Annotated in this window: 16 protein-coding genes; 11 read left to right on the top strand and 5 right to left on the bottom strand. The window is 53.2% G+C overall.

Annotation, left to right across the window (positions count from 1 at the left end; all coding sequences use genetic code 11):
- Positions 1-31: 31 nt before the first annotated feature.
- The 8 genes from HNI00_RS15070 to HNI00_RS15035 all read left to right on the top strand — a co-directional run bounded on the left by HNI00_RS15070 (position 32) and on the right by HNI00_RS15035 (position 6,092).
- A complete protein-coding gene (locus HNI00_RS15070; RefSeq protein WP_316787415.1) occupies positions 32-412 on the top strand; it encodes a VOC family protein in 381 nt (126 codons plus the stop codon).
- On the top strand, positions 409-1,734 hold the full coding sequence (locus HNI00_RS15065; protein ID WP_316787414.1) for a tetratricopeptide repeat protein: 1,326 nt from the start codon (positions 409-411) through the stop codon (positions 1,732-1,734). The genes HNI00_RS15070 and HNI00_RS15065 overlap by 4 nt, the downstream gene beginning before the upstream one ends.
- Positions 1,731-2,204, top strand: coding sequence for a DUF6882 domain-containing protein (locus tag HNI00_RS15060; protein ID WP_316787413.1), 474 nt, complete (start codon positions 1,731-1,733; stop codon positions 2,202-2,204). Before HNI00_RS15065 ends, HNI00_RS15060 begins: the two co-directional genes overlap by 4 nt.
- Before the next feature lie 27 nt (positions 2,205-2,231).
- Positions 2,232-2,921: an ATP-dependent Clp protease adaptor ClpS gene (locus tag HNI00_RS15055; RefSeq protein ID WP_316787412.1), complete on the top strand. Its 690-nt coding sequence runs from the start codon at positions 2,232-2,234 to the stop codon at positions 2,919-2,921.
- A 252-nt stretch (positions 2,922-3,173) separates the two neighbouring features.
- Positions 3,174-3,386 (top strand): type II toxin-antitoxin system VapB family antitoxin, encoded by a 213-nt coding sequence (locus HNI00_RS15050; protein WP_223047160.1) that lies wholly within the window; start codon positions 3,174-3,176, stop codon positions 3,384-3,386.
- Positions 3,373-3,771, top strand: a complete 399-nt coding sequence (vapC, locus tag HNI00_RS15045; RefSeq protein ID WP_316787411.1) for a type II toxin-antitoxin system VapC family toxin — start codon at positions 3,373-3,375, stop codon at positions 3,769-3,771. The genes HNI00_RS15050 and vapC overlap by 14 nt, the downstream gene beginning before the upstream one ends.
- A gap of 794 nt (positions 3,772-4,565) precedes the next feature.
- The gene (locus tag HNI00_RS15040) at positions 4,566-5,576 is read left to right on the top strand and encodes a hypothetical protein (RefSeq protein WP_316787410.1); all 1,011 of its coding nucleotides are present in this window, start codon (positions 4,566-4,568) and stop codon (positions 5,574-5,576) included.
- A gap of 24 nt (positions 5,577-5,600) precedes the next feature.
- Positions 5,601-6,092, top strand: coding sequence for a hypothetical protein (locus HNI00_RS15035; RefSeq protein ID WP_316787409.1), 492 nt, complete (start codon positions 5,601-5,603; stop codon positions 6,090-6,092).
- A gap of 195 nt (positions 6,093-6,287) precedes the next feature.
- On the opposite strand, the gene HNI00_RS15030 is transcribed toward HNI00_RS15035, so the two are convergent.
- Positions 6,288-6,545, bottom strand: coding sequence for a hypothetical protein (locus HNI00_RS15030; protein WP_316787408.1), 258 nt, complete (start codon positions 6,543-6,545; stop codon positions 6,288-6,290).
- A 390-nt stretch (positions 6,546-6,935) separates the two neighbouring features.
- On the opposite strand from HNI00_RS15030, the gene HNI00_RS15025 reads away from it, so the two are divergent.
- Positions 6,936-7,799 (top strand): M48 family metallopeptidase, encoded by an 864-nt coding sequence (locus HNI00_RS15025; protein ID WP_297078523.1) that lies wholly within the window; start codon positions 6,936-6,938, stop codon positions 7,797-7,799.
- Between the two features lie 26 nt (positions 7,800-7,825).
- Positions 7,826-8,146 carry a hypothetical protein gene (locus tag HNI00_RS15020; RefSeq protein ID WP_316787407.1) on the top strand — a complete coding sequence of 107 codons (321 nt, stop codon included), beginning with the start codon at positions 7,826-7,828 and terminating at the stop codon, positions 8,144-8,146.
- A 31-nt stretch (positions 8,147-8,177) separates the two neighbouring features.
- Here the strand turns inward: HNI00_RS15020 and HNI00_RS15015 are convergent, their stop codons facing one another.
- The 4 genes from HNI00_RS15015 to HNI00_RS15000 form a co-directional block, all read right to left on the bottom strand.
- Entirely contained in the window at positions 8,178-10,583 is a 2,406-nt protein-coding gene (locus HNI00_RS15015; RefSeq protein ID WP_316787406.1) for a T3SS effector HopA1 family protein, read from the bottom strand.
- A 330-nt stretch (positions 10,584-10,913) separates the two neighbouring features.
- Positions 10,914-11,132, bottom strand: a complete 219-nt coding sequence (locus HNI00_RS15010; protein WP_277772473.1) for a hypothetical protein — start codon at positions 11,130-11,132, stop codon at positions 10,914-10,916.
- 610 nt (positions 11,133-11,742) lie between these two features.
- Positions 11,743-12,408, bottom strand: coding sequence for a response regulator transcription factor (locus HNI00_RS15005; protein WP_172358024.1), 666 nt, complete (start codon positions 12,406-12,408; stop codon positions 11,743-11,745).
- Positions 12,409-12,546: 138 nt separating this feature from the next.
- Positions 12,547-13,953 carry a sensor histidine kinase gene (locus HNI00_RS15000; protein ID WP_316787405.1) on the bottom strand — a complete coding sequence of 469 codons (1,407 nt, stop codon included), beginning with the start codon at positions 13,951-13,953 and terminating at the stop codon, positions 12,547-12,549.
- A 234-nt stretch (positions 13,954-14,187) separates the two neighbouring features.
- Here HNI00_RS15000 and HNI00_RS14995 point away from each other — a divergent pair, with 234 nt between their 5' ends.
- Complete coding sequence (locus tag HNI00_RS14995) at positions 14,188-14,682, top strand: DUF4079 domain-containing protein (protein WP_172354241.1); 495 nt, start codon at positions 14,188-14,190, stop codon at positions 14,680-14,682.
- The last annotated feature ends 21 nt before the right edge of the window (positions 14,683-14,703 follow it).

Genomic DNA, 14,703 nt, shown 5'->3' with positions numbered 1-14,703 from the left:
CAATTCATGAACCCAACCTCAGGAGTCCAGAATGAACCCAAATCCTCAGGCCACATTTTCGGGAGGCAGTAATATTGCCCTTAAAATTCCTCGATTTCGGTTTGCAGAAACCGTTGCTTTTTATCGCGATACATTGCGATTACCTTACCTGGGACAACGGGACACCTCCTATGTATTTCAGTTTGGAACGATGCGACTGTGGTTGGATGAAGTGCCCCACTACAGCCAGACAGATATCTGGTTGGAGCTATCCACCGATGACGTGGAGGGGGCAGTAGCCCATCTGACGGCAGCCCAAACCCCAGTTCGTGATGAATTGGAACCCCTTGGCGACTTTCGCGGCCACTGGATCTCGGACCCGGCAGGGGTCGTGCATCTCCTTTCCCACAATGAGGAGGTGCAACTGGTATGAGTGACGCTTTGCCGCAGTACTCAAGTGCTGAGGACTATTATCAGGCCGGGTTAGCAGCGTTAGAAAATGGGTCTACCCACCAGGATGCGATCGCCCTGTTTCAGCAGGCGGTTGAGCTGGATCCCGAACACCTGGATGCCTGGTACGCGCTAGCCAAACAGCAGCAAGAAACCGCAAACTATGCTGAAGCGTTGGCTGCCTGCGATCGCATCCTCGCCCTAAACCCAGACCATAGCCAAGCCTGGGCGTGCCGAGCGGCAGCACTGCATGACCTCCAACGGTTTGCAGAAGCCATCGACAGCTACGAACGGGCACTGGCAGGGTTTGCCGATTTGCCGGATGTTGAGTTGTTGGACCACTGTAGTCTGTGGGCAAACCGGGGGAGTCTCTTGGCTCACCTAGGACGACCAGAAGACGCGATCGCCAGCTATGACGAGGCGATCGCCCTTTTAGAGGCAGAAGACGATCCAGAAAACGACCAGGCATTAGGGTCTTATTACGGAGACAAGGGCAACATTCTTTTCAGCCTGGAGCGATATGCAGAGGCCATTGATACCTACAACCAAGCGATCTTTCTGGAGGCAACCGCCCAGGAAAATCACAATAAAGCCTATGTCCGTTTAGGGCGAGAACAGGAACTTCTAGATGCCTATGATCAGCAGCTTAGCGAATTTCCTGAAGCTGATAATAGCCCTAACCAATATGGCGAAACTCCAGATTGGATCTGGAGACAAAAAGGCGATGTTTTGATGCAAGCCGAGCGCTATGAAGAAGCACTGGTCGCCTATCAAAAAGCCTTTGAATTGAACCCCGATTGGCATGATTTAGCTATTAATGATGCCTTAGGAAAGTTGAATTATCCAGAGCATGAAGTCTTTGCGCGGCTATTGGAAAACTATGAGCGGGCTTTAGGAAACTATCCAGATAATGCCCAACTCTGGTACAAACGAGCGATGTTGCTCAGCACGCAACCTAATCAAGCAGAAGCAGCGCTAGAAAGTTACGATCGTTCTTTAGCCATTGATCCTGGTGATGTGGGTTGCTGGTATAACCGGGCATTGCTGTTAACCAAGCTGCAACGATTGGAAGACGCTGTCATCAGCTATGAACGGGCGTTGGCGATCGACCCCGATAATGAGAGCTGCTGGCACAACCAGGCCCTGCTTTTAGAACAATTAGGGCGATATGAGGCAGCCTTGAACAGCTACGACAGACTCCTCGACATTTACTCGCGCACCGAACCGCCTAAAGCGGCTTCCTGGATACGCGATAAACAAACTGAACTGCTGAGACGGATCGAACGCAGGGAGGAGCATTCATGAACCCGCAACCACCCGCCTACCCCATCCTGCTGAGCCGCAGCATGGAAGAGCTACATTTCAAAACTCAGGCGCAGGAACAATTCTGGCTACTGGGACAATGCAACTGGGAGGTAGACCAGGAGCAAGGCAGCATCCGGTTCACTAACCCCAGAGGCCAGATCATCACCGCTCCAGTGCAAATCATCGGCACCTACAACACCCTGGACGGCACCTGGCTCTGGGGGTGGGATCATCCCGCTGTAGTACCCGCCCTCCAGCACCATGCCCGCGCCCTGCGGGACTACGGTGCAGCCCAGGGCGTAGACCGATTGACCACGCGCAAACTGCACTGTTCAGAACCGGAGGCATGGGAACTCACTGCCCTTGCCTGTTGCCTCTGCCATGCCGAGGGTGCCTATTGTGGTCCGGCTGGCACCACCCTCGTTTTCATGACCTTTGGCAAAACCACCCTCAGTCCAGGGAATGGATAGGTATACCCAGTCAAGGAGAGGCGTTTCATGATCTGGTTTATCAGTCTGGTTGGGCTGTTGCTGCTGATTGGTGTGGTAAATGCCATCAAATTTGAGTGGAACCACTCGGAACCTGACCCATTGGCTCAATCAAGACAGCGTTGGCGGCAACAACGCGATCGCACTCAGCGCATTCTGACTCAAGGCAGTCCCCAATCCCTGGAGGAGTACCTGGAAATTTTCCCCGATGCCTGCCCTCGTTGCGGCGGACGTCATCTTTACGAAAGCCTTGCTATTCGACGGTCTTTTATCACCCCACTGCTCAGAAACCGCAAACCAAAGCGCTCCTGGGTTTGTACTCGTTGCGGACACAACAATTTCGCTAACAAACCTGTACAACCTTTGCAAAACCTCCGGTTGGTCACTTCTCCATATCTGCCGGCAGAAGCAGCCCAAGCCATCCCGGAGTGGCCCTGGGAGCATCCCCCGGTGGTTCCGGTTTATCTGCACAACGACAACGCGACGACGATGGAATTTGTCGTGGAAGTGCTGGAGCAGGTGTTTGAACTGCCGAAGGATCTGGCGATTCCATGTATGATTTATACCCACCAACTGGGGCGAAATTTTGTCATTGCCCTGCCCTTTGAGGAAGCTCAGGAGAAAGTTGCGATCGCTCACCAGCGTAGTGCAGCAAAAAACTATCCCCTGCACTTTACTGTTGAAAATAAGTGGACATGAAATATAAATTCATGAGAATGCCCAGGATGTCGTCTGTTGAGGCAATGGTTGGGGTGTTATCTGTGGTTGCAGAAGCACCCAGAAGATAGTCGGTGAGGGCAGTAGCGAAGAGCGACCCTTGCGGGATCTGCAAAGCAGCACAGTCATTGCAAAAACGCTTAGGAGGCGACTGGTGAGCTATTGGGGGGCAATCGGTAAGTTCAGCTACACTAAGAGTCAAACTCCTTTAACTCATTTCTCCAGTGCTTGCCCATGAAAATCACCCTCAATCTTGACGAAACCCTTGTGAACGAAGCACTCCAACTCACTAACGTTGCTACTCAGGAAGAACTCATCAACCTTGCGCTGCAAGAACTGGTGCGATCGCGCCGTAGGAAAAACCTGCTCGATTTGGCAGGAAAAATTCAGTTTGCCACGGATTTTGATTACAAAGCTCTGCGCGAAACTCGTCATGTTGCTGATTGATACCTCTGTTTGGATCAGCGTCTTCCGCGATCGTAGTGGTCAGGTTCGCCAGCAGCTTGAAGCTCTGATTGCCAATCGAGAAGTTTTACTCACTCGATTCACCCAGCTTGAACTGCTTCAAGGTAGCTTGAACGACCAAGAATGGGATCTCCTTTCCACTTACCTCGAAACACAAAATTATGCTGAGCTGACTAATCAGTCTTGGCAAGCAGCAGCCCGCATCTACTTTGATCTACGCCGCCAAGGACTTACCGTTCGCAGCCCAATCGATTGCTGTATTGCTCAAGCAGCACTGGAAAACAATTTGCTTCTGATTCACAATGATCGTGACTTTGAAACCATTGCCCAAGTGCGTCCCCTTCAAAATCTTCGTTTTCAGCCTTGAACCCTCTTCGTAGTTAGAGGTGATCGGTGGGGTAAGCCAGCTAACACTGCGTTGGTGCGGACGGTACAGAGGTTATTGGTGGGAGTTCAAGCCTGTCTGCCGCCGCACAACTTCATCGTTAGCCTGCTACGCACCTGTTCGTGGAGACGGTACACCACTCATATCTATCGGCGTTCCATCACCGTGTAGTTCTCTCGTTCGGCATTGTGACATCAGTTCTTTGTGTGTGTCGCATGGCACCGCGCAGTCTGCGGGTTGAGGAGCGAGAATCATCTGTGAAGGAGCAAGGATGGCTGGTTGAGACGGTGGTTGCCATCTTGTTTATGTGTGGTAAAGCACCGCGAGGGTGATCTGTTGAGGCAGAAGTGGTTTCAGTCTAAACTGGAGGTGGCGTTTTTTTGGCATGGGGACAGTCTGCAAGCGCAAGGCTAACAACGCTGTTGCAACGGACTGCTGGTTGTTGCTCGTGGGGTGGCGAAGTTGGTTTGCAGCCGCTGAACAGCACCGTTATGCCGCTTAGTCCTTGGTTGGGACACAGCCGAAAGATTTTCTAGAGGTGTTGAGGATAGGGCGCTATAGGGTTAGTGGTGCAAGAGCTAAAGATGGTTGTTCAGGGGTATCAGCCATTGAGCATTAGTGTTATCTAGAACACAGTTTGAGCGATGAGTATTGAGGGTTAATGCATTAGTTTGTAATGCTCCCGTATCACACGGTTGTCGTTTCATAACGCAATGTTGCAAAATAAGAGAAATTCGGTTTGCTAAGTGATTTTTTACACCCTCACCCTTGCGCTTATGTCAGAAGATTCCCAGCGTAATTCTGCTTTCAATGCTGCTGCGAGTTCAAAAGTTCACAACGCTCAACTAGATGATATCGGCAAGTACACACCAGAAAAGTTAGGACATCTGTACAGAGGTGGTATACGTACTGGTGCGGGGCGAACTGAAGCCCAAGCTCAACAAATGTTGGACAAAATTCCACCCTCTCAAAGGGCTGGAGTTGATGGTCAATCTGCTGCTGCTAAAGTCAAAGAATATTTAGCTGATAAGGATGCTAGTCATATAAAACCCCACAGTAAAGGTGGCTCAAGTCATCCAGACAATATCAAATGGGAAAGTAAAACTGCTAATCGCGCTCGTGGCGATCAACACATGACACGCCAAGAGCAAAGACAACTCAATATCAAAGCACAAATTGATAATCTACGTGGAGCATTAAAAGCTGGTATCGAAGCTGCACCCAAAGGGGCGGTAATTGGTGCAGTAACGACGGCTCCTTTCTCTCTGCTCAGAAATGCGCTGCGAGTTGTACGAGGTGAAATGTCGGCTCAAGACGCTGCTCTAGAAACTGTAAAAGAAACCGCTATTGGTGGGGGAGTGGGAGCTGCGACAGCGTTCACAGTTACAACGGTTGCAGCCGCTTGTCCTCCTGTTGCCCTTGCACTAACAGCTATGTCGCCAGTTTTACTCGCCGCTGGTGGTGCCGGAATGGTCTATGAGTTTTTCAAGATTCTTGATGACCACAAGCAACAAGTTAAAGAGTATTATGCATCTCTGACGCAGAGGGATCTGCAATATCTCCAGGATATTGAGAATGAACTTCTATATGAACACTCTAAAAATTTAGAGTTTCTGAATGTGTCTGAAGCATTAAATGCTGAGATTACGCACAGACCTATCGAGTCTGGTGTGGAAGGTGCATTAAAGCGATATCTTGAGTCTGCTGCAATTGCTAAATCGTTGGGAGCTACTCCAATCGTTAACAAACAATTGCCCGGTTCCCAAAAATCTTTGCCCTCGGCTTAACAATTTCAGAATTGGTGAATACTTATGTTTTTTCTGCTTCCTTTAGTCGGTGTGGCAGTTGGTGCAGCAGTTGGTGCTCTTGTTACTCATGCTAGCGGTGAGAAAGATAGACAATCAGCAGAGCATCATAGAAAAGTTGCTAATGATCTCACTAACAAATTCTCAAATTTAGAGAAAAGATATAACGAATATGCTGGTAAAAGCAAGAGTCAAATCGATGAATTGACTAAGCAGCACGCTTTAGATGAAGCAGAGAAAGACCTTCTGCGCTTAGCTATCAGATTGCAGCAGAGCTTGTATATGCTTATGTGGGATATAGATAACAAGCCTACGTATGATGCTTTGATAGATTTTGAACAAGCTGTTGAGGCAACTAACAGAGTTTTATCTGAGTTAGATGAGGAGACAATTCAAATCCCAAATAAATACTTTTCTCGCAATCTAACAAGAGTTAAGAGACGTGAAAAACTCGCTGAAACAAAGCAGAAGAAAATGGAGAGTAGCAGCGCGGCATAACAATTCTGGTGCAGCGGATTGACCGAAGCCGCTTGGGTGAGATGCAAAGATCTCGGCAACCGCTGACCAGAACCGTTAGCCCTCAGCGCTCTGGTTCTGTCAGCTTCCGGTTGGGTAGGCGATTCGCCCCCCAAATTGCGAAGGTTCAGCCCTTCGAGATCCGGGTCAAGCCGCACGCTCCCAGCCGCTTTCGGGTCAGCCGCAGAGGTTGAGTAGCGACAGACTTGGGTCAGTGTGCAGCGTCCCAAAAGGGATCAGGGGGGCGATCGCCCAAAGATGTCGGTGTTGGGAAATGAGGGCGATCGCCGAAAGGTACGGGTGCAAGGAGATGAAGGGCGATCGCCCAAAGGTGTCGGTGCTGCCAGATGAAGGGCGATCGCCAAAAGGTGCGGGTGCTGCTAGATGAAGGGCGATCGCGAAGGCTAAAGTAGACCCTGAGGGAGACGGAGTCAACAGGGAGCCGCGAAGAAGTGCTGAGCAAGCGGGCGGCAGAAAAATTGTCCGTGAGATTTCGAGGCTATCTGCCGCTGTACAACTTCACCGTTGGGGAGAGTGATTTTTGGAGGGATTGTGGAACGCTAGAGAGAGTTCCTGGAAGTAACGCTGAAAAAGGGCTGGTGGGCGATCGCCCTCACCTGCATCATCACACCGGCCCGCGCAAGATGCCTACTCGCGCAACAATTTTGCATGATCTACGTCTCAACGATCAATATATCTAGATTAATCCTGATTCATGTTTTGATCTTGAGGAATCCCGAAGCTTCAGGCAAGCTTGTTGTTATCTGTTACGCCTAACTCCTGAACTCCTCCGCACGTCAACATTCCACACTCTGGCAAAGCATCATGATTGACTTTCTCCTTCACCAATTTGGCAATCTGCGCCGCCGCTGGCTCTATGGGTTGATGGCAGGCGTGATGGCAACTGGGCTAATTGTGCTTAGTCCTTCGCCGTCTCATTCGCAAACCGTGCCGCGCTGGCTGGAACTGCTGATTCGTGGGGCGCAAATTGTTCAAATCTCCAATATGTCGGAGCGGCAAGAGTTGGAGCTAGGTCGGCAGATCAACCAGCAATTGTTGACGCAGCAGTTTCGACTTTATCGGAATTCGACGGTTTCTGAATACGTTAACCGCGTCGGACAAGGACTCGTGCCCCACAGCGATCGCCCCCAGATTCCCTACACCTTCCAGGTGGTCGAGAGCAACCAGATCAATGCCTTTGCCACAATGGGCGGCTATGTCTACGTTACCACTGCGCTGCTGCAAGCAATGGACAATGAGGCTGAGCTAGCGGGCGTATTGGGGCATGAGATTGGGCATATTGCCTCGCGCCACTCGGTCGAGCAGTTGCGCGATCGGGCGATCGCCGCTGGGGCCGCCCGCGCCGCCGGACTGGATCGCAACACGGCCGTTGCCCTGGGTGTGGAACTCGCTATCAACCGGCCCAACAGCCGCCGCGACGAATACGAAGCCGACGAGCGCGGCCTCAACAACATGATCCGCGCTGGCTATGCCCCGATTGGCCTGGTCAGTTTTATGGAAAAACTCCAGCAGCGGGGTGGCTCGGTGCCCACCTTCCTCAGCACCCACCCCAACTCTGGGGAACGCGCTGCCCGCCTGCGGCAGATGGTAGATGAAGCCGCCCTCACCCAGGGCAAAGGGCTAGACACTGCCGACTATCGCAACCAGATTCGTCCGCTTGTGCGCTAAATGCTCTCTCTTAGCAGGAACGTGAAATGAGACGCTGGATTGCCAGGGTTGGCGCGGGCGTGGTGTGCAGCACCGCAGGCGCAATGGGCGTTGGGGCCGGTTTGGGGCACGCGCTGCCGCCGCCGGAGGACGTGCCAGAGGAGGTGCTGCGGACGCAGATTGTGCTGGAGGGGCGATCGCCCGTCACGGGGGAACCGCTCACTGCAAGCGAACACGCCACCCAGCAGACCAGTCGCCAGACGGCGATTGAGGAACAACCCCGCGATCTGCCGCCCGAAATCCGGCAAACAGTGATGCTGCTGAAGCTGCGGCGGCTACTGCGTCCGGTACTGCCGTTTATTTTCTAATATTTTCTAAACCCAGCAATTGTCGAGCCGTTCAAAGCGAGTAGCGATCGCTCGCACCGGGATTCAGATGTGGCCGGTCAAGCCACAGCCCTGCCTGCTGAAACTGACGGGCGATCGCCGCTAGCCGTGCGGTTGGGTCGGCGCTGTCTAGCAGCCCATCGGCAACCAACTGAGCGCGGTGCAGCCCAAACTCGATCGCCTCGTTGCAGGCTTCCTCCATCGGTTCCTCCGCTAGCCCCACTCCCGGCGCGAGGACCTTGGTAAACAGAGGCACGGCCCGCTGGAGGTGCGATCGCACAACCGGATAAGCCTGCCGCAGCATCGGAGCCGCCGCCGCCCAATCGACCTGGCACAGCCGCAAGATGGCTGCGTCGCGTCGCCCATAGTCGGCCGGGTCGTGCAGCAGGCCGAGGGAAAAGGGCAGTTTTGCCTGGTTTAGCGCGGGAATCAGGACGCGCATGAGGGCGATCGCCCCCGCAGGCGACAGGTTGAAATAGACCTGCACCGCGGGCGCATCGGGCGAAATCGGGCCGCGATCGCCCAAAACGGTATAGAAACTCGCGTCCATGCGATGGGGCGGCATCCACACCGCAACCGCGTCGCCCACTGCCGGATGTCTTTGGGAGGGAGATAAATGGCGATCGCGCTCCAGCCGCAAAATCAACCCGTTGCGCTGAACCAAGGCTGTCGTTTCGTCAATCTGCGTGACGATCCAGCCTGCGTCAAAATAGCCCTGTCCTGTGTTTGCCGCGCTAAGCTGCTCAAAAAATTCCACATCCACCCCAGCCTGTACCGAATTCCGCAGATCCGTCGCCGCAGGTTGGTCGGTCAGTTGTCGGCCGCAGAAATAGAGGTCGTAGATCACGTTGCGAAGCTGGAGTCGCAGATAGGAACGCTGCACCTCTGGCGGCAACTGGTCAAAGGGGCGATCGTCTTCTACTAGCACCGCCGCCGGACAGCGATCGTGATAAATCCGTCCCTCTGGGCTGATGTGGAGATGTCGCAGCAAATCGTCTAGCCCCGCTCCGGGCGGCAGCTTGAGCGTCGGGGTCGCGTTTGAAACTGTCGCGGGGGAACCTGCTAGTTCGCCAGAGCCGGATGTCGCCGCAAGGTCGGATTGGCTATCTGGCTGGTTGCCCAATTCTGGGGCAGATGTGTCACGGTCTAGCCAGTCCTGAAGCGGCCCGCCAAAAATTGACCGAATCGCCGCTTCTGGCCGATTGAGCAGCGAATTCGCCACCTGCATCGTGCAAATGCCCACATTCCCCAGCGGCTCGAAATGTAGCGCCTTGACCCGCAGCGTGCGAATCAGGCTATAGCCCGCAAACCGCATCGCCCGCTGCCAAAAGTCTGGCGATCGCCCCATTTCAGGAAACGCCGCCCCGTAGCCCCGCACGAGCGATCGCAGCGACGGCTGGAGAGCCTCCAGCGGCACAGCCGCCAGCCGCAGCGCCTCGGTCAAATCCAGCCCCGACACCACCAAACTCTGTAGCCATAGCCGCAGATAGCAAGCAATCAGAAAGCCCATATCCAGTGCTGGGTCGCCCCATTCCGCCTTTTCCCAGTCGATCAGGCGCAGGGGTTGCGGGGCGGCATTCCAAGGCTGATCGTTCGCGGATGATTTTTTAGCTGATTCGGCTGATTCTGCTGATTCTTTTAATTCTTTAGAGGCGGCTCGAATCAACTGCGACCAGTTGCGATGTAATAGCACATTGCCAAACTTGAAATCTTGATGCGTGAGGCAGCAGGGGTCGTAAATCTCGCTTAAATGGGCGATCGCCCTCCGCAGATCCTTAGCCTGAAAATACAGCTCAAAAAACCGCTGCCCATCTTCGCTGATCCGCCCCAAATCTTCTGGAGTCAGCCACTCCAGCCCGTCTTCAAAATCGGGAACAATCGTGGCAATTTCGTCCTCTGCCATTGCCGCCGTTTGGGTTTGCTGGAGGGCGGCCCGATGAAGTGCCTCCTCGTCGGGATGAAGCTGGTGATAAATCGGCCAATAGTCCAGCGTAGTGCGGTGAAATTGCGCGGCCAGATGCCCTAACTGCTGGGCGATCGCCGCTGGAAAGACCTGCTGTTCGGCATAGAAAGTTTCCAGATCGAGATAGTCCTGAAGATAGTTCATCACCAGGATGTGATGGACTGGATCAAACAGCAAAATGCCCGCCGTGAGGGGAATCAAACTGCTCAGTTCAGAATGTGCCTGAAACAGAGATTGCACCTGTCCTTCAATCAGCAAATCTCCGGCGGCATTGCCCTGGGCATCCAGCGGTTCCTGTTTCACTAGCAGCAGGCGATCGCCCGTCAGCCGCACCAGCAAATTAAAGTTTTTGGAAGATTTGGCTTCGATAGAAAGCACGGATTCCGATGGGCGATCGCACAGCTTTTGCCTCACTAGATAATCAAAAACGTTCTGATGATCCAATCTAAACGTCATTTCTGTATGCATTTCGGAGTTCATATTAATCAGCATCCCCAAGGCTGACGAGTTCAGGCAAACGTTTTTCTGCTATGGACTACTGCTCTAAAAAACTTAGCCAGAGCCACTCAGGACTCTGGCTATGGCTCTGACCTAGGAAAGGTTAAAGAGCCAACCTCTGTCGAAAGAGGGATTTTAAGTCATGAATAAGTCATGAGTTAAATTCTTATCCCCTAATCAACAGTTGATTCGTCGGAGCTATCGAAAGTTTGTGACCTCAAATCAACTACCTGAAACCAATTAACCGACAAAGTGCCGTAGCGAAAATTAGGTCAAATTAGGTCAAAATTAGGTCGTGAAGATATTACGACGACGTACCACTCGGCGGGTTGTCCGACGACGGCGCACTACTCGTCGGGTGTTGCGGCGCGGAGGGGTAGAATTTCGGCGCTGCCCACCCGTGATCAGCAGTTCGTTTTCTTCGGTCAGCACTTGCGCCAAGCCTTCGATACCCAGGAACAGGTCGATACCCGCAGGCTGATGTTGTGAAAGTTGCTTATTAGTCATTGCACGATCCTCATTGCTAACTATCGATTCATGTTTAGAAATACTTGCATCTGCAAGAACACTTGCATTTTTTCAGTATTTCCTCCATGTGTCTTCAGCTTATCGGGGTAGATAATAGGATTCAACCTTTATTAGAGTTTTCTAATGCTTCTCTTAGGAAGCGTTAAAGCACTGTTTTGCAATGAGATTTACGACAAAAATACCTATATCTAAAGGCGTAGAATATTGCTGAAAAGTTGCCCTCAGGATACATCCCAAGATATAAGTTCTGAAAAATTTCTAGAATTTTAGAAATTACCAGTCTGATTCAGGAACTTTTTGAAAAGAGTAAACGTCGCCTGCTTTTTGCAAATCAGTTTTGGGTTTTGGGAACTTTTGCGTTTGGGCTTTCGTCTGCCGTCTGCGGCGCGATCGCCCCCATAAAAGGTGCAGGCCTTAGCGCAAGCAGCGCACTCTGAGTGTCGCAGAAGCACATCACAGTCGCAGAAGCGCATCACAATTGACCCCAAAGATACCCAAAAGATGAGGAGCGCCATCCAATCCAAATCTAAAATGCTGAACCGAGATTAATCTTGGACTGAAATTTTGGGCATCTGTGGATTACGGCGTGTTACGGCTGAAAGCGATAACCGATGCCGCGCACGGTTTCAATGTACCCGTTCCCCATCTTTTTTCGCAGATAGCCGACGTAGACATTGACAATATTGGAGCCGGGGTCGTAGTCGTAGCCCCAGACGTGTTTGAGTAAATGCTCGTGGCTGAGTACCCGCCCTGGATTTCGCAGGAACGTTTCTGCTAGGGCAAATTCTCGGGCCGATAGCTCAATCTGGCGATCGCCCACGCAAAGCTGATGCGCCTGCAAATCTAGCTCGATATTGCCCACTTGCAGCCGCATTTCGGCACCCTGGGTCGTGCGGGTGTGGCGCAGGCGCAGGCGGGCGCGGGCCAGCAATTCCTCAAACCGAAAGGGCTTGGTGACGTAATCATCTGCGCCGCTTTCCAGCCCGGCCACGGTGTCGTATACGCTGTCGCTGGCGGTGAGGATGATGATGGGCAGTTGTTCGCCTTGCCCGCGCAGTTCCTCCAGCACCGTCCAGCCGTCTTTTTTGGGCAGCCCCAGATCCAAAATCAGCAGGTCAAACTCCTGGCTGGTAATCATGTCGCAGGCAGTTTGTCCATCGGGGGCGATCGCCGTTGCAAAGCCATTGGCCCGAAATCCCTTTTCTAGAAAAGCAGCAATGCGCGGCTCATCTTCTGCAATCAACACGCGGGTCATGGTCTTCGTTTCTGGATGGACTGATTTTGGAGTTTAGATGGGCGATTTTGGATGACTAATCTCCTGGCTAATTTGAGAGATGCCAGGGCATTTCGCTAATTCCACAGATAGCGCTGCGGAGAGAAATTGACATCGGCTTTAGGGCGGATCAACCGGGATGACGAGCGTAAAGGTTGCGCCCTGATCGGGTTGGCTGACCAATTCGACAGTGCCGCCGTGGGCCTGGGCGATCGCCCGCACGATGGCCAGCCCAAGCCCTGCACCTTCCGAGCGTCGCCTGCTGGTATTAGAACGGGCAAACCGCTCAAAAATGCGAGCCTGTTCTGCCTGGGGAATGCCTTTGCCCGTGTCGCGCACCCAAAAGCGAACTTTATCTCGATCGAGCGCTGTGCCTAAGGTGATGGTGTCGCTGGGCTGGGTGTGCTGGGTGGCGTTTTGGGCCAGGTTCATCACCGCCTGAGTCAACCGCTGGCGATCGCCCACAATCCAGCCCCTAGCGTGGTTTTCTATCCGCCACTGGCGATCGCCCAGGGCCTTTGCCTTGGCAAATAGTTCCTCTGCCAGAGTGGCCACGTTCACCATTTCCATCCGCAAGAAATTGGGCTGCTCTGCCCGCGCCAGCAGCAGCAAGTCATCCACAAAGCGGCTCATGCGGTCTAGCTCATCGGTCACCAGGTCGAGGGTTTCGCGCTGCTCGGTGGGGTCGTCGCCCAACAGTTCCAGATGTCCGCGAATAATGGTGATGGGCGTTCGCAGTTCGTGCCCTGCGTCGCTGACGAAATCGCGCTGGGCGGCAAAAGTAAGCTGCAATCGATCTAGCATTTCGTTGAACCGCAGCGTCAGTTCGCTGATTTCGTCTACGCCATGCACTGGAATGCGCCGAGTCAGATCGGACTCGCTCACGGTCTTGGCGGCCTGGGTCAACAGGTTGAGCGGCTCCAAGGCTCGCTGCGCCACAAACCACCCCACAATGGCTGTCAGAACTAGCACCGTCAGCATCACCTGAATCACGATGGCGATCGCCTCGTCTATCCCCCTCAGTTCAGCCGAGAGCAGATGCGCGACGACAAACACGCCCCGGCTACCTTCCCGAAAAATCGGTTCTGCCTGATAAATGATGATTTCCCCATCCGGCAGGGTCACCCAGCGCCGCCGGGGTGTGGCAATTTCTGCAAACTCTTGAGCCAGCGGGCTAGATATATCTAGGGACTTGGGGACAGCGCGGGGACTGGAGCGATCAAACTCGCCATCCAAAAACGTCAGCAAAAACTCGTTATCGGCAGGAATATTGCGGCTGAGGAAAACCCGAAATAGGGCATCAATGTCGTTCCCAAACGGCTCGCTGGTTCTGGGATTTAGCCCCGTTTTGAGCTGGCGCAGCTCTAGCACTTCTTGCTCCAGCGATTGCTCGATGCGCTCATACAGGCGAGCCAGCAGCGTTTGGCGGATTCCCACAATCGACACCAGCATCGAAGCCGCCACGAGCAAAATATACCAACCCAGAATTCGTGTCCGAAGACTGGAAAATAGCCGATTGAGTCGCATGGGTGAATGAGCAGAACGAGCAGATTGCAATCCTGAGTGGGCTTCTTGACCGCAGCAATGGAAGAAAGTTCCGGCAAAAATGGTTCCTGCTCAGGATAGGGGGCATCAGGATTCATACCGTATCAGGATTCTCCCGCTTTTCTTCTCCGTCCAGCCCATCTCCCGCTATAGAATAGGCTTAAGCGCAGGCTTAACAATTTTTTAAGAAACCATTCCAAGGGCAAGGAGAACACCATGTCAGAGTTTGCAACTCGCTTGAGCGAATGGCTAGACCCCATCGCTGATGTCTTTCGCAATCTCAATGTGCCAGAGCCGATTGTGCATTGGGGACACCCCGCGATGATGGGCATTGTGGTGCTGGTGATGGGCAGTTTTGCGGCGGTGACGGGCTGGCAAGGCCGCTTGCTGACGGCGACCGACGACGCGCTGGCCGCAAAAAAGCGCACGGACCACAAGAAAATTGCCGGACTGATGTTTCTGTTCATCGCAATGGGCTATACGGGCGGCATCCTGTCGCTGGTGATGCAAAACCAGCCCATTTTGCAAAGCCCCCACTTTTGGACGGGTTCGGTGGCGCTAGGGATGCTGGCCGTGAATGGGCTGATTGCGGCATTTGGCTTTTCTCAAGGCAAAGGCTTCCGCACGGTTCACGCCTACCTGGGTAGCGTAGCGCTGGCGCTGCTGCTAATCCACGGCATCTTTGGGCTAAAGCTGGGTCTGTCGATTTAGTCGATTTGGGTTAGTGGATTA

It is taken from the genome of Thermoleptolyngbya oregonensis NK1-22 (genome assembly GCF_032705245.1).
GTDB lineage: Bacteria > Cyanobacteriota > Cyanobacteriia > Elainellales > Elainellaceae > Thermoleptolyngbya > Thermoleptolyngbya sichuanensis.
This window is presented reverse-complemented; position numbering and strand designations above follow the sequence as displayed.

Bases quoted from the DNA above. Each gene is read 5' to 3' on its own strand.
- HNI00_RS15070 (WP_316787415.1), top strand. From the start codon at position 32: ATGAACCCAAATCCTCAGGCCACATTTTCGGGAGGCAGTAATATTGCC.
- HNI00_RS15065 (WP_316787414.1), top strand. From the start codon at position 409: ATGAGTGACGCTTTGCCGCAGTACTCAAGTGCTGAGGACTATTATCAG.
- HNI00_RS15060 (WP_316787413.1), top strand. From the start codon at position 1,731: ATGAACCCGCAACCACCCGCCTACCCCATCCTGCTGAGCCGCAGCATG.
- HNI00_RS15055 (WP_316787412.1), top strand. From the start codon at position 2,232: ATGATCTGGTTTATCAGTCTGGTTGGGCTGTTGCTGCTGATTGGTGTG.
- HNI00_RS15050 (WP_223047160.1), top strand. From the start codon at position 3,174: ATGAAAATCACCCTCAATCTTGACGAAACCCTTGTGAACGAAGCACTC.
- vapC (WP_316787411.1), top strand. From the start codon at position 3,373: ATGTTGCTGATTGATACCTCTGTTTGGATCAGCGTCTTCCGCGATCGT.
- HNI00_RS15040 (WP_316787410.1), top strand. From the start codon at position 4,566: ATGTCAGAAGATTCCCAGCGTAATTCTGCTTTCAATGCTGCTGCGAGT.
- HNI00_RS15035 (WP_316787409.1), top strand. From the start codon at position 5,601: ATGTTTTTTCTGCTTCCTTTAGTCGGTGTGGCAGTTGGTGCAGCAGTT.
- HNI00_RS15025 (WP_297078523.1), top strand. From the start codon at position 6,936: ATGATTGACTTTCTCCTTCACCAATTTGGCAATCTGCGCCGCCGCTGG.
- HNI00_RS15020 (WP_316787407.1), top strand. From the start codon at position 7,826: ATGAGACGCTGGATTGCCAGGGTTGGCGCGGGCGTGGTGTGCAGCACC.
- HNI00_RS15015 (WP_316787406.1), bottom strand. From the start codon at position 10,583: ATGACGTTTAGATTGGATCATCAGAACGTTTTTGATTATCTAGTGAGG.
- HNI00_RS15010 (WP_277772473.1), bottom strand. From the start codon at position 11,132: ATGACTAATAAGCAACTTTCACAACATCAGCCTGCGGGTATCGACCTG.
- HNI00_RS15005 (WP_172358024.1), bottom strand. From the start codon at position 12,408: ATGACCCGCGTGTTGATTGCAGAAGATGAGCCGCGCATTGCTGCTTTT.
- HNI00_RS15000 (WP_316787405.1), bottom strand. From the start codon at position 13,953: ATGCGACTCAATCGGCTATTTTCCAGTCTTCGGACACGAATTCTGGGT.
- HNI00_RS14995 (WP_172354241.1), top strand. From the start codon at position 14,188: ATGTCAGAGTTTGCAACTCGCTTGAGCGAATGGCTAGACCCCATCGCT.